The organism is Acidobacteriota bacterium, assembly GCA_016715115.1.
Taxonomy (GTDB): domain Bacteria; phylum Acidobacteriota; class Blastocatellia; order Pyrinomonadales; family Pyrinomonadaceae; genus JAFDVJ01.
In genome coordinates, this window is record JADKBM010000016.1 from 1,554,851 (window position 1) to 1,578,614 (window position 23,764).

General features: G+C 55.4%; 20 protein-coding genes. 9 read left to right on the forward strand and 11 right to left on the reverse strand.

Annotated elements, in window-relative coordinates; all coding sequences use genetic code 11:
* Window positions 1-28: 28 nt before the first annotated feature.
* Window positions 29-928 carry an alpha/beta hydrolase gene (locus tag IPN69_24610; protein ID MBK8813893.1) on the forward strand — a complete coding sequence of 300 codons (900 nt, stop codon included), beginning with the start codon at window positions 29-31 and terminating at the stop codon, window positions 926-928.
* Between the two features lie 184 nt (window positions 929-1,112).
* On the opposite strand, the gene IPN69_24615 is transcribed toward IPN69_24610, so the two are convergent.
* The gene (locus IPN69_24615) at window positions 1,113-2,012 is read right to left on the reverse strand and encodes a glycerophosphodiester phosphodiesterase (protein ID MBK8813894.1); all 900 of its coding nucleotides are present in this window, start codon (window positions 2,010-2,012) and stop codon (window positions 1,113-1,115) included.
* A 44-nt stretch (window positions 2,013-2,056) separates the two neighbouring features.
* Complete coding sequence (locus IPN69_24620; protein ID MBK8813895.1) at window positions 2,057-3,220, reverse strand: pyridoxal phosphate-dependent aminotransferase; 1,164 nt, start codon at window positions 3,218-3,220, stop codon at window positions 2,057-2,059.
* Window positions 3,221-3,395: 175 nt separating this feature from the next.
* Between IPN69_24620 and IPN69_24625 the strand changes: the two genes are divergently transcribed.
* Window positions 3,396-4,718, forward strand: a complete 1,323-nt coding sequence (locus IPN69_24625) for a cytochrome P450 (protein MBK8813896.1) — start codon at window positions 3,396-3,398, stop codon at window positions 4,716-4,718.
* Between the two features lie 41 nt (window positions 4,719-4,759).
* Here the strand turns inward: IPN69_24625 and IPN69_24630 are convergent, their stop codons facing one another.
* Together IPN69_24630 and IPN69_24635 are read right to left on the reverse strand one after the other, a co-directional pair.
* Window positions 4,760-5,188: a type II toxin-antitoxin system VapC family toxin gene (locus IPN69_24630; GenBank protein ID MBK8813897.1), complete on the reverse strand. Its 429-nt coding sequence runs from the start codon at window positions 5,186-5,188 to the stop codon at window positions 4,760-4,762.
* On the reverse strand, window positions 5,188-5,436 hold the full coding sequence (locus IPN69_24635) for a hypothetical protein (GenBank protein MBK8813898.1): 249 nt from the start codon (window positions 5,434-5,436) through the stop codon (window positions 5,188-5,190). The genes IPN69_24630 and IPN69_24635 overlap by 1 nt, the downstream gene beginning before the upstream one ends.
* Window positions 5,437-5,531: 95 nt before the next feature.
* Here IPN69_24635 and IPN69_24640 point away from each other — a divergent pair, with 95 nt between their 5' ends.
* The 5 genes from IPN69_24640 to IPN69_24660 all read left to right on the forward strand — a co-directional run bounded on the left by IPN69_24640 (window position 5,532) and on the right by IPN69_24660 (window position 12,252).
* On the forward strand, window positions 5,532-7,847 hold the full coding sequence (locus tag IPN69_24640; protein ID MBK8813899.1) for a hypothetical protein: 2,316 nt from the start codon (window positions 5,532-5,534) through the stop codon (window positions 7,845-7,847).
* 74 nt (window positions 7,848-7,921) lie between these two features.
* Window positions 7,922-8,491: a hypothetical protein gene (locus IPN69_24645; GenBank protein MBK8813900.1), complete on the forward strand. Its 570-nt coding sequence runs from the start codon at window positions 7,922-7,924 to the stop codon at window positions 8,489-8,491.
* Between the two features lie 38 nt (window positions 8,492-8,529).
* A complete protein-coding gene (locus IPN69_24650; GenBank protein ID MBK8813901.1) occupies window positions 8,530-10,140 on the forward strand; it encodes a flotillin family protein in 1,611 nt (536 codons plus the stop codon).
* Between the two features lie 125 nt (window positions 10,141-10,265).
* Entirely contained in the window at window positions 10,266-11,534 is a 1,269-nt protein-coding gene (locus IPN69_24655) for an insulinase family protein (protein ID MBK8813902.1), read from the forward strand.
* A gap of 43 nt (window positions 11,535-11,577) precedes the next feature.
* Entirely contained in the window at window positions 11,578-12,252 is a 675-nt protein-coding gene (locus IPN69_24660) for a hypothetical protein (GenBank protein MBK8813903.1), read from the forward strand.
* A gap of 6 nt (window positions 12,253-12,258) precedes the next feature.
* Here IPN69_24660 and queC read toward each other — a convergent pair whose 3' ends face one another.
* From queC to IPN69_24680, 4 genes are all read right to left on the reverse strand, one after another.
* The gene (gene queC / locus IPN69_24665) at window positions 12,259-12,954 is read right to left on the reverse strand and encodes a 7-cyano-7-deazaguanine synthase QueC (protein MBK8813904.1); all 696 of its coding nucleotides are present in this window, start codon (window positions 12,952-12,954) and stop codon (window positions 12,259-12,261) included.
* Window positions 12,955-13,078: 124 nt separating this feature from the next.
* Complete coding sequence (locus IPN69_24670; GenBank protein MBK8813905.1) at window positions 13,079-13,726, reverse strand: radical SAM protein; 648 nt, start codon at window positions 13,724-13,726, stop codon at window positions 13,079-13,081.
* Window positions 13,726-14,181 (reverse strand): hypothetical protein, encoded by a 456-nt coding sequence (locus IPN69_24675; GenBank protein ID MBK8813906.1) that lies wholly within the window; start codon window positions 14,179-14,181, stop codon window positions 13,726-13,728. Before IPN69_24675 ends, IPN69_24670 begins: the two co-directional genes overlap by 1 nt.
* 123 nt (window positions 14,182-14,304) lie before the next feature.
* On the reverse strand, window positions 14,305-17,040 hold the full coding sequence (locus tag IPN69_24680) for a VWA domain-containing protein (protein ID MBK8813907.1): 2,736 nt from the start codon (window positions 17,038-17,040) through the stop codon (window positions 14,305-14,307).
* A 314-nt stretch (window positions 17,041-17,354) separates the two neighbouring features.
* Here IPN69_24680 and IPN69_24685 point away from each other — a divergent pair, with 314 nt between their 5' ends.
* A complete protein-coding gene (locus tag IPN69_24685; GenBank protein ID MBK8813908.1) occupies window positions 17,355-18,662 on the forward strand; it encodes an aminopeptidase P N-terminal domain-containing protein in 1,308 nt (435 codons plus the stop codon).
* A gap of 264 nt (window positions 18,663-18,926) precedes the next feature.
* Here IPN69_24685 and IPN69_24690 read toward each other — a convergent pair whose 3' ends face one another.
* The 3 genes from IPN69_24690 to IPN69_24700 form a co-directional block, all read right to left on the reverse strand.
* Window positions 18,927-19,754, reverse strand: coding sequence for a hypothetical protein (locus IPN69_24690; protein MBK8813909.1), 828 nt, complete (start codon window positions 19,752-19,754; stop codon window positions 18,927-18,929).
* Window positions 19,755-20,174: 420 nt separating this feature from the next.
* Window positions 20,175-21,533 carry an insulinase family protein gene (locus IPN69_24695; protein MBK8813910.1) on the reverse strand — a complete coding sequence of 453 codons (1,359 nt, stop codon included), beginning with the start codon at window positions 21,531-21,533 and terminating at the stop codon, window positions 20,175-20,177.
* A 248-nt stretch (window positions 21,534-21,781) separates the two neighbouring features.
* Complete coding sequence (locus IPN69_24700; GenBank protein MBK8813911.1) at window positions 21,782-23,329, reverse strand: insulinase family protein; 1,548 nt, start codon at window positions 23,327-23,329, stop codon at window positions 21,782-21,784.
* 140 nt (window positions 23,330-23,469) lie between these two features.
* Between IPN69_24700 and IPN69_24705 the strand changes: the two genes are divergently transcribed.
* A complete protein-coding gene (locus IPN69_24705) occupies window positions 23,470-23,682 on the forward strand; it encodes a hypothetical protein (GenBank protein ID MBK8813912.1) in 213 nt (70 codons plus the stop codon).
* The last annotated feature ends 82 nt before the right edge of the window (window positions 23,683-23,764 follow it).

Genomic DNA, 23,764 nt, shown 5'->3' on the forward strand with positions numbered 1-23,764 from the left:
ATGTAACATTTACCGCGGAGCGTGAAAAATGCGTAGAAACTTAATTGCCGCCTGTTTTCTGATTCTTTTTACCGCCGGAAATGGAGCCGCGCAGCTTTCCAAACCCGCGCAATGGACAGTCGAGGTTTTTGTCGATTACGGCTTTATCGAACCGAACATCACGTATGCGAGGCCCGACGGCGTCGAATTGAAACTGGACGTTTATCGTCCAAAGGTGAAATCGCCGCGGAAGTTGCCGACGCTCGTTTGGATTCACGGCGGCGGCTGGCGCGGCGGATCAAAAGAAAGTTACTCGCTGCGCGTCTTGCCCTGGCTCGAATTGGGTTGGAACGTCGTCAATGTCGAGTATCGGCTGACGGGAGTCGCGCGCGCGCCGGCGGCGGTCGAAGATTGCCGTTGCGCCCTCCGCTGGGTATTTGAGAACGCCGAAAAGTTTTCTTTCGACACCGAAAAGGTCGTCGTCAGCGGACAATCGGCCGGCGGACATTTGGCTTTGATGACGGGGATGGCGACCGGTGAACGGTCGTTCGACAAAAACTGTCCGGGCCAACCGGTCAAAGTCGCGGCGATCGTTAATTGGTTCGGGATCGCGGATGTCGGCGATCTGCTTCAGGGAAAGAACAAAACTGAATTCGCCTCTAACTGGATCGGTGCCGATCGTTTCGCCGACTCGGAGCTGATCTCTCGCGTATCGCCGCTGTCGTATGTCCGCGCCGGTCTGCCGCCGATCATTTCGATACACGGCGACAAAGACCCGCTCGTCCCGTACGATCACGCCGTTCGACTGCGCAAACTGCTCGACGAATCGCGCGTTCCGAATCAGCTTTTCACCGTCAAAGGCGGTGATCACGGAGACTTTTCGAAAAAGGACAGTTTGAAGGCTTACGAGGCGATACGGAAGTTCTTGCGTAAGCACGGAATCAGTTGATCCCTGATTGCCCGTTCCCGGACCTCCGTCGCGCACTTTTTTTTCGGAATAGTTGATAGCGGATAGCTTGAAGTTAATGGTCGGGGCGGCGATGAAGTATTGTCGCGCACTTACATCGGATATCAGGCCCGTTTTTCGGAATAGATGATAGCGGATAGCTTGAAGTTAATAGTCGGGGCGGCGATCACTTCCGCAACGAAAGCAGTCGCTCCGGATAATCGGTCATAATCCCGTCGACCCCGAGATCGATAAGGCGTTTCATTTCGCCGGGATCGTTGATCGTCCAAACGTGAATCTGCAGATTGAGTTTATGAGCTTTTTCAATGTAATCGGCGGTGACGAAATCAAAGCTCCGAAGTCTCACGGGTGTTTGAATGGCGTTCATCGCCGGGCTGTACGATTCGCCGAGACCCGTTTTTTGATAAACGAGAAACTTCGTGACCTCTGAAAAACTGCCGGACGTCGCAACTTCGGGACACGCGGCCCGGAAGTTATCGAGATTCGTCCGGCTCGTCGACGCGACGATCACACGTTCCGCCAGACCTCGTTCGCGAACGATCGCGCAGAGTTTCGTCGAAATAGTTTCCGACTCGGGTTTCATTTCGATGTTGAATCGATTGTCCGGCAGTGCGGCAAAAACCTCTTTCAGCGTTGGAATTCTGACACCTTTGCCGCGCATCGGAAAGGTCGTACCGCCATCAGTCGAGAAATCGAATGCGGCGTCCAGTTTTTGCGATTGTTCGAGAGTCATCGCGCGGATCTCGCCGTCGCCGTCGGTGGTTCGATTCACTTTGCGGTCGTGGAGGACGACGAGCTCGCCATCGGCCGTTTCGTGAACGTCGAGTTCGAGGATATCAACACCGAGTTTTGCCGATTCCTCAAATGCGTAAAGCGTGTTTTCGGGAAACTGGCCGCCTCCGCCGCGATGCGCGATGACCAATGGACGGTTCGGTTGAGTTCTGAAGAATTCCTTGCCGCTCGCCGGAACGCCGGCTTGAAACGACACATAGCCATAGAGCCCGCCGAGCCCTAAAGCCGAGAAGCCGAGGAAATAACCAAAGACTCTGAAAACCAAGCCGATCATCCTACTCGAGATACGTCGTCAGACGCGAGAAAGTTGGCGTTAATTTATGACCCCAAAACGGTCCGCAGTTTTTCCATCGCGCCTTCGAGGATCGAATCCTCGCGGGCGATGCAGATGCGCGCGAAAGAATCCCAAGTATCCGAATCGGCGAACGCGCTTCCCGGAACCATTCCGACGCCCGCCTTTTCCATCAGCATTTCGTTGAACTTCAACGCGTCGGAGAACTGTTCCGGAATCCGTGCCCAGAGATAGAAGGAAGAGCCGGAGTCGTAGATATTGAAGCCAAGGTCGGTCAGCGCGCCCGAAACGAATTTGCGCTTCTCCTCGAATTTGTCGCGGAGTTTGCCGTAATAATCCGCGTCCGCCATCAGAACTTTCGCGAGCGCGGCCTGCAACGGCGTTGCCGGACAAACGTAAACGACGTTCGCGGCATTGTTGACCGGCTGGATCAAGCTGCCCGCGCCGTAACAATAGCCGAGACGCCATCCCGAAATGTTCCAGGACTTTGAAAACGAATTGACGGTGATCGTTCGTTCCCACATTCCGGGCAGCGTCGCGATCGGCAAATGCGGATTCTCGCCGGCGACGTAATGCTCGTAAACCTCGTCCGAAATGACGAGCAGATCGAGTTCCTGCGCGACCGACGCGATCGACTCGAGTTCGATCTGCGACATCACTTTGCCCGTCGGATTCGCCGGCGAGCAGACGATGATCGCCTTCAGCGGAAAATCCGCTCGATCCTTGAGCTGTTTGCAGCGTGCGAACAGCGCGCCTTTTTCGAATCGCAGTTGGGGGTCAAGCTCGAACGTTTCGGTCTTGCCGCCAAATTCTTCGAGGATGCGGCGATGATAAGGATAATAGGGTTCGAAAACGAGCGCCGACTTTCCGCGAAGATAACTCATCGCGATGCCGATCAGCGCGCCGGTGCCGCCGTTGGTGATCATAACTTCCAACGGCTTCGCATCGACGTCGACCGTGATTCCGTTGTACTGCGCGATCTTCGCGGCGACCGCCTTTCGAAGCGAGGCGTCGCCTTCGCTGGCGCCGTAATGATTGCGGCTGGCGGCGATGATCTCCGCCGCCTCGCGCGCGAGTTGCGGATCGATCGGCAGTTCCGACTGGCCCTGAACAAGGTTGCCGCTTGGCGGCACAAGCCGCGTGATGGCACGGATATCCGGTTTGATCTTCTTCGTCTTGGCTTCACTCATATTTTCAAACATACCAGTTTTGCTGGGAAATTTCTAAAGCAATCATCCACGAAGGGCTCTGAGTCAACACGCAGAATCCCAATGATCCGGTTTTTCGCCCGGCTCTGATCCGGGAGCCATTCGCACGATCCGTGGTCGATGTTAGAATCAGCGTATGAACTCCGCAAGGAAGACGATGGCGCCAACCGTGCCGGCCAGCTGGATCGGCGGTCACTTTCTGCAGTTCCGTCGAAGGCCGACCGAGTTCCTGACCGAACTTGCAAACCTCGGCGATGTGACGACGTTTCGGATGGGCGGACAACGGGCGTTCTTTCTGAATCATCCGGACCTCGTCCGCGAGCTCCTGGTCGTGCACGCGTCGAAGTTCGTCAAAGGCCGCGCGCTGCAACGTGCGAAGCGTCTCCTCGGCGAGGGGCTTTTGACAGCCGAGAAGGACTTTCATCTTCGTCAGCGTCGAATGATCCAGCCGGCCTTTCATCGCCAGCGAATCGCTGAATACGCACGTTCGATGATCGAATACGGCGAGAAGATGGCGAGTTCGTGGAACGATGGCGAAACGCGCGATGTCGATCATGAAATGATGCGTCTGACGCTTCAGATCGTCGCCAAAACACTCTTCAACGCTGATATCGAAGACGATGCCGACGAAATCGGACGGGCGATGACGGATCTCATCAACCTGTTCAATTACTTGCTCTTACCGTTCTCGGAATTGCTCGAAAAGATCCCGCTCCCGCAGACGCGCCGATTCCGAAACGCAAAGGACACGCTCGACAAGATCATTTACGGGATCATCGATGAACGGCGAACGTCGGGTGCGGACAAAGGCGATCTGCTGTCGATGCTGCTGCTCGCGCAGGACGAGGACGACGGCGGGCGGATGACCGACGAGCAGGTTCGCGACGAAGCGCTGACGCTTTTCCTCGCGGGCCACGAAACGACCGCGAACGCACTGACCTTCACCTGGTATTTGCTGTCGCAAAACCCTGCCGCGGAAGCGAAGCTGCACGACGAACTGGACCGCGTACTTGGCGATCGAACGCCGTCGATTGACGATTATCCGAACCTGAAATACACCGAATCGGTGCTTGCCGAAGCGATGCGGCTTTACCCTCCGGCCTGGGCGCTCGGACGGCTCGCGACGGAAGACCACGAATTCGGCGGATTTCACGTTCCGAAGGATTCGTTGATCTTGCTGTCGATGTACGTCGCCCACCGTGATCCGCGATTTTGGGATGATCCGGAGAGTTTTCGACCCGAGCGTTGGGAAAAGCTATCGATCAAGGAAGCCTCGAACAAGTTCATCTACTTCCCGTTTGGCGGCGGTACGCGCCGTTGCATCGGTGAGCAATTCGCCTGGACCGAAGGCGTTTTGCTGATTGCTTCGATCGCCCGCAAATGGCGGCTTCGTCTGGATCCGGCGCAGAAGATCGCGCTCAATCCCCTGATGACGCTGCGCCCGAAATTCGGGATGAAAATGCGCATCGAACGGCGCTGATTTCCCGTTTGAAGTTTGAAGTTCAGGCGGCGTGTCGCCGATCAAGCAATAACTTCCCAGTCAAACTTCCGAAAGTCACTGACCATTGCGAAGTCTTTCGCGTTGATTGTAAAAAGCTTGAATCCAACTCGGGCGACGCTCGTTGCGAGGAGCGTGTCATTAGTCAGACGGAGTTTTCCAACTTTTTCAAACCCGTATTTGACGCCGGCCCGATTCAGAATCCGGCCGGTCGCCGACCAATCCGATTGGCTTGGCGTGAGAATTCTTCCAACCTTTTGGAATTGATTTTCCAACTTAATCAGCGCATTCAAAGCTTTTCGATCCGATGCGCCAACAAAAAGCTCTTCCAATACGACCGAGCTGAGATAAATCGGTGAGCCGTCAGACCGCATCTGAGTCAGGAGATCTTCTTCTCCGAGGCGTAGCGCGCGAATGTAAACCGAAGTGTCGAACACAAAGGGCTTTGCCACTATACGTCCTCCAAATTACCGAAAACGTCATCTATCAAGATTCCGGTTCTAAAAAATCGCTCGGTCGCTTCGAATGCCATTTCGTTTTTCTTGGCCTCGGAGATAATCGATTCAAGGGCTGCTTCGATGGTTTCGGTTTCGGTTTTTGCCCCGAGTATTTCTTTCGCCAAGGTCAATTTCGATTGATCGAGAATGATGTGTTTTCTTTTCTTTTCTATCGTCAAGGTCATAACTTCTCCACGATGCACATAATACACGTGATTATGTGCATCGTCAATTATTTCGGTTTTGCGTCATTTGTCATTTGCCGTAAACTGTTTGACATCAATCAACAGGAGTTCAAATGATCAGTCGTTTCGTGGTTTCGCTTCGTCTCTTTGCGGTCGTCCTCGTGCTCGCCTACACCGTCGCCGCCCAAACCGTCCCGGCGCCGAAGGACGTCATCGGGTTTACGCCCGGCGAGGATCGCAAACTCGCTTCTTGGGACAGGATAATCGAGTATTTCAAGCGGCTCGACGCCGCGAGCGATCGCGTGCGGTTTGAGGAGATCGGAAAAACGACGATGGGCGCGCCGTTCGTTTATGCGACGATCACCGATCCGAAGAACTTCGCGAACCTTGAAAAGATAAAGGAAATCAATGCCAAACTCGCGGATCCGCGGACATTCAAATCGAATGACAAGGCCGCCGCGGATCTGATCAAGCAAGGCAAGACGATCGTTCTGATCACGTGCGGGGTCCATTCAACGGAAGTCGGATCGACGCTTTCGTCGATGCTAATCGCCGAACGCCTGGCGCGCGCGGAAGATGCGGAAACGCGGAAGATTCTCGAAAACACCGTGATTCTGCTCGTCCCGAGTTTGAATCCGGACGGCGTCGATATCGTCAAGAAATGGTACGACAAAACGCTCGGAACCGCGTTCGAAGGGACCGATCCGCCGGAGCTTTATCACAAATACACCGGCCACGACAACAACCGCGATTGGTATGCGTTCACGCAGGTCGAAACGCAGCTGACGGTCGACAAACTTCACAACGTCTGGCATCCGCAGATCGTCCACGACATTCATCAGCAAGGCTCGCGCGGCGCGCGGATGTTTCTGCCGCCATATCTGAAACCGGTCGAACCTAACGTTCCTCCGCAGATTATCGAAGGCTTCACCGAACTCGGCAATTTCATCGCCAACGATCTCCGCAAAAAGGGTTTTGAAGGCATCACCACCGATTCGACATACGACGCCTGGACGCCGGCGCGCGCCTATTCGCACTATCACGGCGGTGTGCGGATTCTCTCCGAGACGGCCTCGGCGCGGATCGCGACGCCGATCGACGTCAAGTTCGACGATCTGCGGGGCGATCAGGGCTTCGATGCGAAAAAGGAATCGGCGAACTTTTCCCCGGTCTGGAAAGGCGGCAAATGGGGACTTCCCGATATCACGAAATATATGACGACGGGCGCGCATTCGCTGCTCCGCCACGCGTCGGACAATCGCGCGAAATGGCTGACAAGATTCTACTCCATCGGAAAGGGAGCGGTCAGGCCACGCAAGGATGGCGAGGTTTTTGCATATGTCTTCGATCATAAGGCAAGTCGATTTGAGGGTTTTCTCGAAAGCGCGCTTGAACGCGCCGAAGTTGAGGTGACATCCGTCGGAGAATTCACGCTTGACGGAAAGACCTACCTCAGCGGCACTCGGGTCATACTTATGAATCAGCCGTACTCGGCCTTCGTTACGGCGATGATCGAACCGCAAAAGTACCCGGATCTGTTGGATGCAAATGGCGCCCCAATTCCACCATACGATGTAACTGCGCACAACTTGGCGCTTTTGACCGATTCGAAGCTGATCCGTGTGAACCGTCCGATCAAATTCCCGGAGCTTAGGAACGGCTTCGGCACCGGTAACGGCGACGGATTCGGCTGTAGTTATGTTGACTACCGCCAGACCTACAAATCGAGTCAGCCCGTAATGGACGAAGGTTGGACGCGCTGGGTGATTGAAAACAATCTGTCCTATCATCCGATGTGTTCGGAGTTCGTGTCGACGAACGACGCAAAGATCCGCGCCGGCAATTTCAAACGCGTGAAATCGATAGTCTTCCCCGATCAAAACCCGAACCAGATCCTGAACGGCTACGCCAAAGGCGCAATGCCGGACGAACTGACCGGCGGGATCGGCAAGGAAGGCGTGGCGAATCTGCGCAAATTCGTCGAAGCCGGAGGAACGCTCGTCTTTCTCAACCGCGCATCGGATTTTGCGATCGAGCAGTTCGGACTTCCGGTGCGTGACGTAACCGAAGGACTTTCCCGAAAAGATTTCTTCATTCCGGGATCGATCCTCCGGACGAAGATCGACAGGCGCCATCCGATCGCGAACGGAATGCCCGCCGAATCGATCGCCTGGTTCGAGAATTCGCCGGCGTTCGAGATAAGCGAATCGGACGACACGAACGTCGAGATAATCGCCCGCTATCCGGAAAAGAAAGAGGACATCCTGCTTTCCGGTTGGGCGCTCGGCGCCGAAAAGATCGCCGGCAAAGCGGCGCTCGTTTCGATCAACATCGGCAAAGGCAAGATCGTCCTCTTCGGCTTCCGCCCGCAGTATCGCGGACAATCGCTGGCGACGTTCCCGCTGTTCTTCAACGCGATCGGACAATAGGTTTGGCGTTCCGCCTTCAGGCGGGATGGCAAAATCCGGGAATCGTTATAAGATAGCCGAACGGAGGAAAACAAATGGGTTTGATCACGATATTTCTTGCAATCGGCGGTTTGGGATTCTTGTTTCTTCTGCTGTCGCTCGTCATCGGTGATCTCTTCGACGCGATCGGCTTTGATTTCGACACCAATCTCGACGGCGCGCACGACTTCGGATTGCTCGACAGCCGCGTGATCAGCATCTTTCTGACCGCATTCGGCGGCTTCGGCGCGATCGGCGTTTCGCTGGGTTTCGCCGCCGTCGGCGCGACGTTCTTCGCTCTCATCGGCGGAGTCGTTTTCGGCGGACTTGTCTTTTATCTTGGGCGGCTCCTTTACCGTCAGCAGTCAACGAGTTCCGTCACCGAGGAAGACCTGATCGGAAGAACCGCGCAGGTCGTGGTCGGCGTCGAAGAAGGCCACATCGGCCAGATCGCTTGCCGGGTCGGCGAGGAACGCGTCGAAAAACTCGCCCGGTCCGCCGACGGCTCAGCGATCAGTGCGGGAACGATAGTCCGCATCGACTCGATCTCCGGCGACGCCGTTATCGTCACTCCCGAACGTGATCGGAACGCCTCGCTCTTCGCGGACAATCAGCCGGCCGATTAACGCCGGCATTTACAAATTAGGACCAAAGAGGTAAACCAATGCTTGAATCACCGATTGTTTTGATCGTCATCGTCGTCGCCGGCATCTTCATCGCGCTGCTCATCGTTCTGATGCTGCTCAGCAAGAACTACATCAAGGTCTCGCCGAATCAGGCGGCCGTCATTTCCGGACGAACGCGGCGTCTGAGCGACGGTACGACGGTTGGTTACCGGCAGGTTCGCGGCGGCGCCACGCTCGTTGTCCCGTTCCTCGAAAAGGTCGAATTTCTTGATCTCAACGTGATCACGGTTCCGCTGACGACAACGCGCGCGTACACCGGACAGGGTGTGCCGGTGTCGGTCAAGGCCGTTGCCAACGTCAAGATCAAGGGCGACGACACGTCGCTCCGGGCCGCCGCCGAGCGATTTCTCGGAATGCCGCAAGAGGAATTCCACAAACTGGTTTTTCAAACGCTTGAAGGCCACCTGCGTGCGATCCTTGGAACACTGACCGTCGAAGAGATCAATAACGACCGGCAGTCGTTCGCGCAAAAGCTGACCAGCGAGGCCGCGGTCGATCTCGAAAAAATGGGCATCGGGCTCGACGCGCTGACTATTCAGGAGATCTCCGACGAAGAGGGTTATCTCGACGCGCTCGGCAAACGCCGCACGGCCGAGGTCAAACGCGACGCCGAGATCGGCCAGGCCGAGGCCAACCGCGATTCGAAGATCAAAGCTTCGCTCGCGCTGCAAGAAGGCGAAAAGGTAAGACTCGAAACCGAAGCGCAGATCGCCCAGTCAAATCGCGAGACGGAGATCCAGAAGGCCCAGGTGCAGGCCGAGATCCAGAAAGAGCGCGCGAAGGCAAATCAGGCGGGACCGCTCGCCGACGCCAAGGCCCAGCAAGAAGTCGTCGCCGAAGAAGTTCGTATCGACCGAATCCGGACTCAGGAGCAGATCGCGGTTCAGGAGCAAGAGGTCCTGCGCAAAGAGAAAGAACTCGAAGCGACCGTTGTTAAACAAGCCGAAGCCGACCGTCGCGCTTCGGTTCTTCGAGCCCAGGGTTTGCAGGAATCCGCGATTCTTGAGGCAGAAGGCAAGAAACAGGCGCAGATCGCCCAGGCCGAAGCCGAAGCTCAGAAACTTCAGAAGGAAGGCGCCGGGCGCGCCGCGGCGATCGAGGCCGAAGGCCGAGCGGAGGCTGAGAAGATTCGCGCGTTGGGCCTGGCCGAGGCCGAAAAACTGCAGGCTCAGGGTCTTGCCGAAGCAAAGTCGATCGAGGCGCAGGGCTTGGCAGAGGCTGTCGCGATCAAGGAGAAGGCCGCCGCGTGGCGAGAATTCAATGATGCTGCAAGGCTTCAGACAATTCTTGAGCGCCTGCCGGCAATTATCGAAGCCAGCGCTCCGGTATTCCAGGCAGTCGCCGAACCGCTCGGCAAGATCGACAAGATCGTGATGATTGACCAAGGCAATGGCGAAAACAGCGGTATCAATCGTTTCGCGCAAACGGCACCGTCTGTGATTTTCGGCCTGCTTCAGCAATTGCAGGCGATGGGCCTCAGCATTCCCGAGGTGATGGAACAACTCGGTATCAACAACGATGAAAAGATCGTAAAGCAGACCGATTCCCAGTCGAAACCGGCCAAAGACGATAAATCGGGCGACGCTTAGAAACGGCAAAGAACCCGCTGAGAATTGATCGGACCCACAACATCGGGTCCCACTCACCCGTATGACGCCACGGAGTTCGCTTTCTGTGTGCCTAGCCGCCGTGGTAGATTGATTGTTCGCCTGAAATGAAGGAAAGCATTCAGAAAACGACGTTTCCGAACGGATTGACGATTCTTACCGATCGAATGCCGGACGTGCGCTCCGTCACGGTCGGATTTTTCTACAAGATCGGCGCCCGGCACGAACCTGCCGAACTGAGCGGAATATCGCATTTTATCGAACATGCGGTGTTCAAGGGCACCAATAAACGCAGCGCCCTGGAAATTGCAGTCGAAAGCGATCGGCTCGGAGGCAGTTTCGACGCTTTCACGATGCACGAAGAGACGGGATTCGCGATGAAGGTGGTCGACCGCGAACTCCCGACCGCGTTCGAATTGCTTGCGGATCTTCTGACCGATCCGAGGTTTGACGAAAGAGAACTCAAACGCGAGCAGCGCGTCATCATCGAAGAGATCAAGATGACCGAAGACTCACCCGAAGAGTATCTGCACGAGATCTTCAACGAGAAACTGTTTCCCCAACACCCGCTTGGACGCTCGATCGCCGGAACGCCGCGAACCGTCCGGTCATTCAACAGCGAAGTCACGCGCCGTTATCACAAAGAACATTTCGGTCCGGAGAACCTAGTTATCGCAGCCGCGGGAAACGTCGAGCACCGGCAGATCCGCGACCTCGCCGGGAAGTCCTTCGGTCAACAAACGGGGGAAATCGGAAATCCCAAATCCGAAATACCAAATCCGACGGCCCCGATCGTTATCAAAAAAGAAAAGGGACTCGAACAGGCGCACCTGATCATTTCGACGCCCTACGTTTCGGCGCGCAGCGAGCATCGTTATGCGGCCGACATTCTGGCGAACGCTCTCGGCGGCGGAACTTCATCGCGATTGTGGCAAAAGATCCGCGAAGAAAAAGGACTCGCGTATTCGGTCGGCGCGAGCGCGGCGATGTATCAGGACTGCGGAGTTTTCACGATCTTCGCAGGGGTTTCGCCGCGCCAAACGGAGAAGGTTCTCGACATCGCACTTTCGGAACTGAGATCGGTTGTCCGCGACGGAATCACAGCCGCCGAACTCGAACTGATGAAGGCCCAAACGGTCGCCTCGATACTTCTCGGCCTCGAAGATTCAGCGAATCGCGCGGCGACGCTCGCGCGGCTCGAAATGGTCCACGGCCGCCAGATCTCAATTGAAGAAACGCTGCAAAAGATCGAAGCAGTCACCCGCGAGGAGGTTCAGGCACTCGCGGCTGAATTCTTTCAAACTGAGAAGATCGGCTTCGGCGCTTTGGGAAATGTCAACGGATTGAAGATCAACCGCCAACGCCTCGCCATCTGAAACCTGCCCCACCTAAAAAACGTATCTCGCGAAAGGGGGCGAAATGAATATCAAAAGACTCTTTCTTTATGTTCTGATAGCGTCCGTCGCATTGAGCGCCGTGATCGGGATCGGAGTTATGTTGTTCGGCAACTTCGGAGACTTCGAATCAAGGGTTCTGATGACAACGACGGCGATCACCGTGACGAGCATTTTGGGGCTCGCTTGCGGCGCGTATCTCGAAACCGGACGCGGAAAATATATTCCGATCACGGGAATCGTGTTTTCAGTCGTTTCCGCAGTGATGTGGATCATTATGATCTGGGCCGGTGAAACCGAAGGGAAGTTGTTCGCCAAAGTGATGATGTCGGCGACTCTGATCGCCACGTCGTGTTCGCATCTGTCGCTGCTGTCGCTGGCGCGGCTCGACCGCCGGTTCATCTGGGCGACCTATGCCGTCCACGGCGCGATCTGGATCGTCTTGTCGATGCTCCTGATCATCATTTGGGCCGAGTATGACCCGAGCGACAACTGGATCGCGCGGACGCTCGGGGCGCTTGCGATCGTCATCGGCGCATTGACGATCATCACGCCGGTTTTTCACAAGTTGAGCAACCAGACCGATATCGGACAGATCGATGCCGAAATAGAAAGGCTAAAAGCGCGGATTGCGGAGCTTGAGGCTCAAAAAGCGAGGTCAAACTCACAGCTCGAAGCTGAAAGCTCACAGCTCGAATAATTAAGATCAACTATCCGAATACTCGATCGGGTCCGTGACGCCGGCTTGCGCGAAACCGCGCAGACGCAACGCGCACGAGTCGCAGGTACCGCAAGCCTTGTCTTCGTTTCGATAACACGACCACGAAAGCTCAAGCGGTGCGCCGAGTTCGATTCCCTTCTTGACGATCTCCCCTTTTGAAAGATCGATGATCGGCGTTCGGATCGCAATCGTTGTTCCCGGCTTCGTTCCGGTTTCGATGGTCTTTTCAAACGCGTCGAAAAACTCGCGGCGGCAATCCGGATAACCGCTTGAATCTTCGGCGACCGCGCCGATATAGATCGCGCCGGCTCCGATCACTTCCGCCCAACTCGTCGCGATCGCAAGGATATTCGCGTTCCGAAAAGGAACGTAACTCATCGGGATCTCTTTGCTGCCAAGATCCGCTTCGGCAACCTCGATCGAACGATCCGTTAATGACGATCCGCCGATTTGCGCGAGATACTCGATCGAAACCTCGAGCCGTTGTTCGACACCGTAAAAATTGGCGATGTCGTTGAAGGCTTTCCGCTCGCGATTTTCGGTGCGTTGGCCGTAACTTACGTGAAGAAACGCGATCTCACTATGTTCCAACCAGGCGATCGCGGCCGTAACGCAAGAGTCCATTCCGCCGGAAACCAGAACTATCGCGAGCGGAGGAGTTTTCGGGGACGTCTTTTTCATCTCTTCTGTGCCCTTTCTTCGGAATAGCTGATAGTTGATGGTTCATAGTGGATAGTTCGAAGTCGATTATCAACTATCATCCATCAACTTTCAGCTATTCCGAAAAGAAACGGGAACTCGACGTTCAGACTCCGTGAACATCGGCGCCCCAAATATACTTGTGCAGCTGAAGATTCAACCGAACTCCAACGCGGCTTCGGGCGATCGTTTCGGCGATCGCCTTCAAATCCTCAACGCCGAACACCGGCGAGATCAGAATCTCCTTGGCGCGGCTCTCAAGATGGTACTTCTGGACAACTTCAAACGCGAATTCGAGATCGCTCAGGTTCGCGACGACAAATTTCACCTCATCTTTTGACGGATCGAGCCGTTCGAGATTCGGCCAATGATTGCGTTCGGACTCGCCTGATGCCGGACATTTCACGTCGAGAATGATTTTTGCTCGCGGATCGACTTTCTGTGTAGAAACAAATCCGCCGGTTTCGATCAGGACCTCGTAACCGCGATCGCAGAGTTCGCTTATAAAGGGGAAAACGTTCTTCTGCGCGAGAGGTTCGCCGCCGGTGACCTCGACGAGTTTGCAACCGAATTCCTCGAGTCTTTCGAAGATCGTGGCAAACGACAAGCGTTCGCCTCCGGTAAACGTGTATTCGCTGTCGCACCAGACGCAGCGCATCGGGCAACCGGTCAAACGCACGAAAGAACACGACCGTCCGGCGTGCGATGATTCGCCCTGGATCGACAGAAACATCTCGGTAACGCGCAGGTCCATTATTTGAATGATCGGACGATCCTGGTCACGACCGCGTTATAGGTCTTTCGCTTCGATTCGTCGTACTCGATCATAAACGTGATAAACGCTCCTTCGGAATTCTCCATCGTCTTCTGGTAATAGATTCGACCGTTCTCCTTGCCCGAGATCACAAAGAACGAACCTTTCAGGACTTTATACGAAACGCTCGCTCCCTTTTCTCTGAGAATCGCGTTGTACTCATTCGAAAGCGTTTCGTTGAGCAGTAAATTGCTCCCGTAAACGCGCATCTCGGCGCCGGTGCCAAGAAAGATCTGACCGTCGCCGTTTTCCGCCTCGCCTTGAGGCGTGAGCAGATCCGACGGATACGAGATCGTATAACCGAACCGCGCATTGTTGTAGTTCCGGTACTTCGTTTGACCGTAACCGAGCGTCGAAACGGTCAGGATCACGAGAATTATCAGAAGTTTCTTCATAAGACAAAACCCTCCGGGTTATTGGCCCAATTCGATGATTTCGCCATTTGGATTAGAAGTCAAACGGAACGACGCGAGGCCTGTCGAAACAGACCTCGCGTCGTTTCTTGCATCCGATGACCGTCAGCGATACTGCGGCGAAATGTACGTCACCGCGTCAAGTTCGGCGATCGCCGCGATCTTTTCGACCCCGATGCGGCCGACGACCGCGCTGATCGAGGACACCTCGGTGAGTACTTCGAATCCCGCCGCTTTCAAGGCGCTGATCGTTTCGGGCTTCAGGTCCGTGAGTCGGACGACGATTTCCGCCTTGCCGTCGACAACGAATCTTGACTCGTCGGGTGACGCCGGAGATTTCGACTTCAATCGTTCGATGATCGCCGCAACCGGACCGGAATACTTCGCGGCGATCTTCCGCGCGTGGATTTGCGCCGGCGTCGGTTTGACGGCGAACCCGCCAAGTTCGGGGACGCCTTTGCGGTCGGCGGGCGTAAACCGGTAATTCACTTTGCCGGCAACCTCGACGGGCTCGCTTCCCTGCTTGATCTTGAACTTGGTTTTTCGGGCTGCGGTTTCGGCGGCCGGACGAAGCACCGAATTTCCGCTCGTCGCCGTCGCCGACGTGACTGCGCCGGTTGCATCGATCGTGACTTCGACCGTGACCAACGCATCGGTGCCGTCCCAAACGACCGACTTGGCGAGCGCCGCCTTCGGCAGTTTGGTGGCCTTGCCTTTCGTTGCCGTTCTGTTGTTTTCGGTTCGGAAGTTCGTGACTTCTTCTCCGTCAATCACAAAGACGTTCTCGCTTCCGCTGGAGCCGTCGATCTGCATCCCGCGTCCGCGGCCGCCTCCGGAACCGTTGAGTTCGTCCGGCCGGATCACGGTTTTCAGCCCCGTTTCGCTCATATCGATCAAAACCGCCGAATCTGAACTGACGTCGACGGTCGCGGTCGAGTAAGACATCGTCTGCAATTGCGAATAGCTCCGACCGTTGACCGGCAGCTCCTGAATCGCCTTCCGGTCCACTCCTTCGGGCAGTTCGACCGGGACCTCGATGCGCCGCGGCGCCTGATTTCCGTCGGTCACGATCCGTTCCTCGACGGCGACGAATGATGTGAACTTCGTCATCAGTCCGTAATCGAGCGCTAGGTCGGTGATCGCCTTCGTGATCTCAGGTTTTGAGTTCGTGTAATCCTGTCGGGTCAGTTCGTCGATGCGCGTCCGAGCCCAAAGCGTCGCGAGAACGTCGTGACGCGGTTCGTTCTCGGGAAATGTCACCGGGATCTCGCGAACCGTTTCCTGTCCCATAAATCTCCCGCGGATCTTGACCACGCCGCTCGCCGGATTCTTGAAGCGGCCCTTGACGACGATCGGTTTCGCGCTGAAGAGATCGTTGATCCGCGCCGGATAAACATCAGCAACCTCAAGTCCGCTGAACTCAAGCGAGATATCGGTTAACAAGGGACTTCGAACACGCTCGTGAAAACGCTTCGCGGCCGCCGAACCGTCGCTGTTGGGAAGGACGTACTCGACCTCGCCGCGTCCCTCTTCGGCCATTTTGTCGAGCAATTCGCGATTGACCGAACTGCCGATGCCGAAACTGAAAACGCGCGCGTTTTTGTGCTTTTGGACCTCGGCGATGATCTCGCCCTCGTTGCCGACGTAGCCGTCGGTCATAAAGCAAACGATGCGCAGATGATCCTGCTCGTCGCTCGGGTCGAGCGCGGCGCGTATCGCCTTCATCATCTCCGTTCCCCCGGCGCCTTCGCGGGACGCGAGAAACGCCTGTGCTTTCGACATATTTTCCGGCGTTGCCGGAACCGGTTCCGGAAACAGAATGGCGGTGTCGCCGGCGAAAGTAATGAGATTGAACGTGTCGCGCGGATTCAATCCGTCGAGCGCGAGCATCATCGATTCTTTTGCCTTTTCGATCGGAAAACCTCCCATCGAGCCGGAAGTGTCGAGCACGAACACGATCTCTTTCGGCGTCACGTCCTCGATCCGCGGATTGTCGGGCGGCTGCAGGATCAACGTGAAATATCCGCCTTTCGGACCGCGGTGCGTGAGTATCGCGTCCTCGATGCGCTTCCCGGAAACGTCGTACCGCAAGACGAAATCCTTGTTCGGGATCACATCCGAATCCTTGATCTTCACGTTGTAACTGCTTGCCGTGACCATCGCGGCTTCGATCTGATGCGTTCGCGATTCGACGCTTTCGATCGGCACGCCGGCATCGATGTTGACCTCGACCGAAATATCGTGGCCCGCGCGAACCTCCGCGTATTGCGGCGTGATCCTGGCAGCTTCAGCGTTCGGGACCGACGCCGGCGTATATCGCGGTCCGACGGTCATCGGAAAGACGAACTCGTATTGGCCCGCTTCGTATTTCAGCGTTTCGACATAGCTGATCTCGATCGTGATCTTCTCTCCGGGCAGGATATTCGCAACCGACTGCGTGAAGATATTGGTCCGTTCCTGATCGAGCAGGCTGGCGATCTGACCGGTCGATTTCGCGGCTTCGTAAACCTCGCGCGCCTGTTCGCGCCGCATAATTCGGCCGCGCACGACGCGTTCGCCGATGCGCATCGTCATCTCATCGACCGCGGCGTCATTCGGGAGCGGAAAAACATAAACCGCTTCGATCTTGTCGGTGAAGTTGTTTTCGAATTCCTGTGTGACGCGGACACGGGAGAGAAATCCGGTTATTTCCGCCTTGACGTCCGTATGCTTCAAAGGACAGACGCCGATCGGCTTGCTGTCCGGCCCAATTGCGTTGAGCGTTCCTTCGGTTATCTTTTGAGCGTTCGCGGCGAGCGCCAGAAAGAGGCACAAAAAAGCCGGAAAGATAAATTTTTTCATTAGTTTACCTCGATACTAAGTTTGAAATTTTCTTCCCGCGAGAATTACATTTACTAGGTAGTTTGAACGTTCAGTTCGGTTGCTTCTTGCGCGGAATTTTTTTGCCGGATGGAAACCCGGATCGGATTCGATTGAACTTCGTCTTTGCAGATCTGGCGATCCTCGCTTGAATTTAAAAAGACTCCCGCGAGTTTTCTCAGGCGAAGACCGCCAAGATCGCGGCGTTCAGGACTTGGTCGCCGACGACGCGGGCGCCGCGGTGATACGACTTTCGGAGTTTTTTGCGTTAGAATCGGTAGATCAAGGAGATTTCAATGCGTAAACAACTAAAGGATTTTATCGAACAGATCGGCAAGGACGCGGTCGCGATCATTCCCGCGGCGCACGAGCAAACACGCAGTTACGACACCGAATTCAAGTTTCATCAGGATCCGGATTTCAACTATCTGACCGGCTTTCCCGAGCCGGACGCGATCGCGGTCATCGCACCGGCGAACAAGAAGGCGCCGTTCACGTTATTCGTGCGGCCGCGCGATCCGTTGATGGAGACCTGGTACGGCAGACGCCAAGGCGTCGAAGGCGCGAAAAAGAATTACGGTGCCGACAAGGCTTTTCCGATCGAGAAATTCGAATCCGAACTGCCGAAACTTCTCAACGGAAACGAGAAGCTCTATTACCGCTTCGGACTCGACGGAAAACTCGACCAGACGATCCTTCAATACCTTTCGGGCCAGCGATTCAGACGTTTGAAGACGGCATATCCGCCGCACACTATAGTCGATCCGACGCTGATCATCGGCGAAATGCGGCTGCACAAGACGTCCGAGGAAGTCGCCTTGATGCAGAAGGCCGCCGACATCGCGGCCGAGGCGCATATTGTCGCGATGCGGGCCTGCAAACCCGGAATGAACGAGGCGCAGATCGAAGCGATCATCGAATATCACTTTCGTATGTCGGGCGCGACGGGATCATCTTACAACTCGATCGTCGGCGGCGGCGCGAACGCGACGATCCTGCATTATGTCGAGAACAATGCGCCGCTCAAGGACGGCGAACTGCTCTTGGTCGATGCCGGTTGCGCTTATGAGGGTTACGCGTCGGACATCACCCGAACGTTTCCCGTGAACGGCCGCTTCACCAAGGCTCAACGAGAGGTTTATGACGTCGTGCTCGATGTCCAGTTGGAATGCCTCGCGGCGACAAAGACCGGAATCACGGTCAAGGGCCGGCAGGATCTTTCGATCGAGCTGCTGACGGAAGGAATGAAGAAGCTCGGACTGCTCAAAGGAAAGACCAAGGATCTGATCAAGAAGAAGGAATTCCTGAAATACTATATGCACGGCGTCGGGCATTACCTCGGACTCGACGTGCACGATGCGGGACGGTATTTTATGGAACAGAAAGCAAAGAACTCGCGGCCGTTCGCGCCGGGAATGGTACTCACGGTAGAACCCGGATTGTACATTCCGGCCGACGACAAGGATGCGCCGTCGAAGTATCGCGGCATCGGCGTCCGGATCGAAGACGATGTTCTGGTGACGGAAGACGGCAATCTCAATCTGACCGCCGGCGTTCCGAAGGACGCCGACGCGATCGAAGAAATAATGAACAGCGGGAGATGATTCCTGGATCGAACAAGAAAAGGCACGTGAAAGCGTGCCTTTTCGTTTGATTCGTTGAACCCGGATTACGCATCAGCGCGGTTTGCCCGCAGATCTTCGCGAATCCGCGCCAATAAGAATCGGGTCCAAAACCCTGTAGCTCAAACCCGTTTCTTGATTTTTGTCCCACCAGGCCGGCCGAATCGTTGAAACGAGTTTTCGTTTGGCTTCGGATCAACTTCGTATTCGCGGACAAAACTCCCAATTGCGTAAAATGGGTTGAACTTAGTTGCCCAAGAACCTCGCCGTATAAACATACTGGCCGTACGGCACGCCGCGCACCGAAAGCCGCATTCCGAGACGAATCGTCATCGGATTGCGATAGAGACTGTTGATCACCGAATTAGGAAATCCGAGGGCGCGGAAATACTCGCGCGAAAAGCCGAGCGTATTGGCGCGCGAATAGCTCTCGACATAAGAGTTAAAAGCGCCCGGTGCAAGCAGTCCGGAAGAAAATTTCGTCCCGTTTCCGGTTGTCGTGAAGCTTCCGTTCAACGGCAAACCCGTATTCGGATCAACTGCCGCCGGGTCGTTCAACGCGACGCTCTCGATCGTCACCCGCGGCGCATAACTCATCGTACCGAAGAGATTCGCGGCCGTATCATTTGTCGAATCCCAGTTGATCGAGTGATTGTTGATCATATAGATAATGTCCGAGGCCGTGCGGGCGGGAAACGTTATCCGCGCCATATCGGTGAAAACGGCAGTAGCGGTGACATTCGGATTCGGAACCGCGAGACAGCGATCATCCGGACCTAAAACCACGCCGAGATCCGTCAGGAGAATCGCCGGATCACAACTTGAGTAGATAATCGCGTAACCGGACGATGCAATTCCGAGAAATTTCGCATTCTTGCCGAACGAATCCGGCTCGCCGACCTCAGCGGCGGTCAAGGAGTTCGTTGCCGGGTTCGACGGCCGCTCAAGCGAAGTTTCCTTGATTCGTTCACGCCGGCTTTTTGTTACTTCCTCACTGTCATCACTTGGCTTCTGAGCTATGGACACGTGCGCTCCAAAAATGATCAACATCAACAAGATCGTCAGTTTCTTCATATTTCTCCTTTTTCTGGTAAAACCAAGAGGCCAAATGGCGGCCGTGTAGATATTCGTACGCGCAAGAAACGGATTCTTGCTGCAGGTTTCGTCGTTTTGCGGGTCGATTATGACAGTGATTCTGAAGAAAAGATACCTACGCCGCGCTCGGAGCGTCGGGCAACGCTCCGGTGCAGGCCGATTTCGACGGCGACGGCCGGACCGCCCCCGCGGTCCATCACGCGTACGGCGCGCGTGGCCAATAACGTCAACCAGCCGCGTCAGCGACGATTGGATCAGCCGTCGCTGACGCGACGAGTCACGAATCAACGAAATCCCGTGGGTTGAAACCCACCGCTGAATTCAGGCCATCGCTACGCGATTCGAATCTCGTCGGCGAACTTCTTCCTCAACCTTTTAAAACGTTCCAACTCCTTGGATTCATCGACCCAGGAAGATGCTGCGGTTGATCGCGGCCGGGTTGCCGATGACGACGAAACGGAAATTGTTCATATACTTTTGCGCGACACGGCGGATGTCGGTGTCCTTGACTTCGCGGATCTTGTCGAGAAATTCATACGTTTGCCGCCAGCCGCCTCCGTTCAATTCATACCGCGCCAGCGAACCGCCCTGCGCCGCGTTCGTTTCTTCGCCAATGTAATAAGTCGTCAGGAAATACCCCGTAACACCCGAGATCTCCTGATTTGCGACGAGCCGGGTCTTCAGGTTATTGATCTCCTGAAGCATCACACTCACCGCCTGATTCGCGTCGACCGCCGTGACGTATATGTTGGCGGTATTCACGCTCGCATTTCCGATCTCGGCATTCGGCGCATATGACAACTGCCGTTTGACTCGAACTTCCTGATAGATCCGCGACTGGAGCAAACTGATCGCGACGCGCATCGCGTAGTAATCAGGACTTCCCGGCGGCGGAGCGTTAAAAACGCCCCTGACGTAGTTCGTCGGAAGGTCACGCTGAACGATCTCAAGCGACGGTTTTGAAAAGTCGAGCGCCGGATAAAGCGTTTCCTTATAATTTCCGCGGGGCAGCTTTCCAAACGTCGCCTCAACCCGTTGCTTGATCATTTCCGGGTCGAGATCGCCGACGAAAACGAGCATCAACTGCGACGTTTGCATCACTTTTTTGTGATGGTCGCGAAGATTCTGAACAGTCAAAGCCGCGATAGTCTCAAGCGTGCCCGAAGGGTCGTTGGCGTACGGATGACCGGCATAGACGACTCTTTCTTCGAGGACCTCAAGGAAGTTGTCCGGATTGGTTTCCGCTTCACGCAGTCCTGTCAGCGTCTGCTCGCGCACTCGCTCGACATCCGCCGCCGCGAAAACCGGATTAATCGAAACGTCGGCGAAGATTTCCCAGATACGGTCGAAATTCTGGCGCGTCGCGGCAAGCGAAATGACGCTGAAGTCCTTCGCCGGCGACCCGCCAATGCTGGATCCGGTGCGCGCCAGTTCACGCCGGACAACATCACGCGGAAACTTCTTTCCGGCTTCGACCGCCGCGCTGATCATAAGTCCTTCGACGCCGGCGGTCTTGCTGTCGATGTTTCGGACGCCGCCGCGGATGAACAGACCCGCCGTCACCGTCTGCGCGCTCGGACGGCGCTTCACCAGAACTTTCAGTCCGTTGACTTCAAATTCCGTGACCTGTGACGCCTGATCCACGGTTCGCGGAACGCCGCCCGCAGCCTGCGCGAAAACAGTTGAACCGGCCGCCGTGATCGAAAGGACGATCAAGAGAATGAGTCTGCCGATCGATTTCATTTCGAATGATTTCATAACTTTTATCGATTCCGTGAAAAGAACTTCCCCACACGCGATTTAATCGAGGAAAACAATCACCGCTAATCAACGAAAAGGCCTTTCCTTTTTCCCTTTTCCCCTTTCCCTTTGCCTTTTCCCTTTTCCCTTTCCCTTTTCCCTTTTCCCTTTTCCCTTTGCCTTTTCCCTTTGCCTTTTCTTTGCCTTTTCCCTTTTCCCTTTGCCTTTTCCCTTTTCCCTTTTCCCTTTGCCTTTTCCCTTTTCCCCTACTTTCCAATAAGGTCCGCTTCGGTCAGATTCGCTTCGGCGCGGGCCCGCGGCGACACCAACGCGACGCCGATGTGGTTCTTGCCTTGAATGTATGTTTTGACGTAACGGTTGATCTCCTGACGCGTCACTGCGCGAAGTTTCTTGTGGTATCCGCGAAAATACTCGATTCCCGTCGACGACCACCAAAAGCCAAGCGTATGCGCATACTCGCTCAGCTTTTCGCGGTCAAACAAGTCGCGGGATTCGAGGATCGTCTTGGCACTTTCGAGTTCCTCATCGGTGAAATAAGTTGGCTTGTCAAATTGCGCGATCTCGGTGTACAGCGCCCGAACGGCAGCCTTCGCGCGGTCCGGAGAAGTCACGAGAACAACCTGGATCGGCCCGACGTTGCGCTGCGTGTAATAGTTGATGCTTGCGCTCGCCGCCAATCCGGAATCGGCCAGAGCACGCTGAAAACGTGAATCGGGCTGCGCCAGAATATAGGAAAAAACGTCCGCGGAATACGTTGCCGCGTCGTCCTTGCCGATCGACGGTCCGTGCCAGCCGATCTGGATAAAGACATTCTCCTGGCCGTTGCTTTCGACGTTTTTTTCGACGATCGTCCCCTCGCTCTTCGGGAGCGGCGGGTGTTCAACCATCGGAAACTCCTTGAACGGGTCGACTTCGCGGCGTTCCCATCCGCCGAAGTATTTTTCGGCGAGCGCGAAGACCGCTTCCGCATCCACGTCACCGGTGACGACCAACGCCGAATTGTTCGGCACGTAGTAGCGGTTTTGGATCAGACGCATCTTCTCGGTCGTCGCGGCCAGCACCGAAGCGCGCGTACCAAGCGGATTCTTTCGGCTCGGATACTTGAAATAGAGCTTGTCGTTGATCGCCCGGTCAAGATAGAAGAACGGATTCGACTCGTTTCGGTCGATCTCGCCGACGACGACCCGGATCTCATCGTCGAGATCTTGCTCGTCGAAGGTCGGGAACCGGATCGCGTGGCTCATATACTGCATTCCGATCGCCAAATGCGGACTCGTCGTGTTGAGGAAGTAATTCACCACCTCTTCCCGCGTGGACGCATTCGAGGTAATTCCGATGTCGTCGATCTCGTAAAGATAGCTTGTATCGCCGACACGCGGTTTGATCTTCAGCGTTTGTTCGCATCCGGCGCGGAAGTAATAGTCGTTGTTGCGTTCCGAGCGCGCGCGTTCGCAATTCAAGATCAGGATCGCCGAATTCGGCTTGAAGAACATATGCTCGTAAAGGTGCGACAACCCGTTGAGATCGGGCGTTTCGGTGAACGAACCATTACGGACGGCGATCTCGACCGTCACCAGCGGAACGCTGTTGTCGGGCAAAACGATGACCTCCAGACCGTTCGGCAAAGTTCTGTTGACGAACGGAATTTCGATTGCCGCCGTCTGCACCGGCTTGGTTTGCTGCGCCGTGGTCGCCGGTTTCGGCTTTACTTGCGCCGGTTTCTTTCGTTGTGCAAAACTGAAAGACGCCGCGACGGAAAGGATCAGAAATAGCGAAACGATTGATTTTTTCACGTGAAAGCCCCCAAATGCTGGAAGTCAGATGAAGAACGCCTGACATAAGTTGTGTCTATGATGACATTCGAAAAGACTTCTACGCAAAAGGCGGCGACAGAGTTTTCAGTTGAACGAACTTAGAGGAAGGAACGCAAGATATGGAACGCGACAATTTGATGCACGGCGCCCGAACGGCGATGAATCACAGTACGGAGATCCGCGAGTGGACCGAGAATTACCTCAAATCGAAAGCCCGTGACGAAAACCCGTCGATGACCGACGAGGAATTTGAAAAATACTGGAAGTACCACAAACCCGAAATTATGCACGCCGGAGCCGCTGAGGCGGTTCAAGCGTATAAGGCGAGGTAGTGAGTTTGGGAACTTCGTTTTGCCGCTGAATGTTGGAGGATGTGTCAAAAATCCGTCGTGAAACGATGGCTTTCAGTGCAAT

What these genes read in the sequence shown, in the direction of transcription:
- IPN69_24610 (MBK8813893.1), top strand. Translation starts at nt 29, where the DNA reads ATGCGTAGAAACTTAATTGCCGCCTGTTTTCTGATTCTTTTTACCGCC.
- IPN69_24615 (MBK8813894.1), bottom strand. Translation starts at nt 2,012, where the DNA reads ATGATCGGCTTGGTTTTCAGAGTCTTTGGTTATTTCCTCGGCTTCTCG.
- IPN69_24620 (MBK8813895.1), bottom strand. Translation starts at nt 3,220, where the DNA reads ATGAGTGAAGCCAAGACGAAGAAGATCAAACCGGATATCCGTGCCATC.
- IPN69_24625 (MBK8813896.1), top strand. Translation starts at nt 3,396, where the DNA reads ATGGCGCCAACCGTGCCGGCCAGCTGGATCGGCGGTCACTTTCTGCAG.
- IPN69_24640 (MBK8813899.1), top strand. Translation starts at nt 5,532, where the DNA reads ATGATCAGTCGTTTCGTGGTTTCGCTTCGTCTCTTTGCGGTCGTCCTC.
- IPN69_24645 (MBK8813900.1), top strand. Translation starts at nt 7,922, where the DNA reads ATGGGTTTGATCACGATATTTCTTGCAATCGGCGGTTTGGGATTCTTG.
- IPN69_24650 (MBK8813901.1), top strand. Translation starts at nt 8,530, where the DNA reads ATGCTTGAATCACCGATTGTTTTGATCGTCATCGTCGTCGCCGGCATC.
- IPN69_24655 (MBK8813902.1), top strand. Translation starts at nt 10,266, where the DNA reads ATGAAGGAAAGCATTCAGAAAACGACGTTTCCGAACGGATTGACGATT.
- IPN69_24660 (MBK8813903.1), top strand. Translation starts at nt 11,578, where the DNA reads ATGAATATCAAAAGACTCTTTCTTTATGTTCTGATAGCGTCCGTCGCA.
- queC (MBK8813904.1), bottom strand. Translation starts at nt 12,954, where the DNA reads ATGAAAAAGACGTCCCCGAAAACTCCTCCGCTCGCGATAGTTCTGGTT.
- IPN69_24670 (MBK8813905.1), bottom strand. Translation starts at nt 13,726, where the DNA reads ATGGACCTGCGCGTTACCGAGATGTTTCTGTCGATCCAGGGCGAATCA.
- IPN69_24675 (MBK8813906.1), bottom strand. Translation starts at nt 14,181, where the DNA reads ATGAAGAAACTTCTGATAATTCTCGTGATCCTGACCGTTTCGACGCTC.
- IPN69_24680 (MBK8813907.1), bottom strand. Translation starts at nt 17,040, where the DNA reads ATGAAAAAATTTATCTTTCCGGCTTTTTTGTGCCTCTTTCTGGCGCTC.
- IPN69_24685 (MBK8813908.1), top strand. Translation starts at nt 17,355, where the DNA reads ATGCGTAAACAACTAAAGGATTTTATCGAACAGATCGGCAAGGACGCG.
- IPN69_24690 (MBK8813909.1), bottom strand. Translation starts at nt 19,754, where the DNA reads ATGAAGAAACTGACGATCTTGTTGATGTTGATCATTTTTGGAGCGCAC.
- IPN69_24695 (MBK8813910.1), bottom strand. Translation starts at nt 21,533, where the DNA reads ATGAAATCATTCGAAATGAAATCGATCGGCAGACTCATTCTCTTGATC.
- IPN69_24705 (MBK8813912.1), top strand. Translation starts at nt 23,470, where the DNA reads ATGGAACGCGACAATTTGATGCACGGCGCCCGAACGGCGATGAATCAC.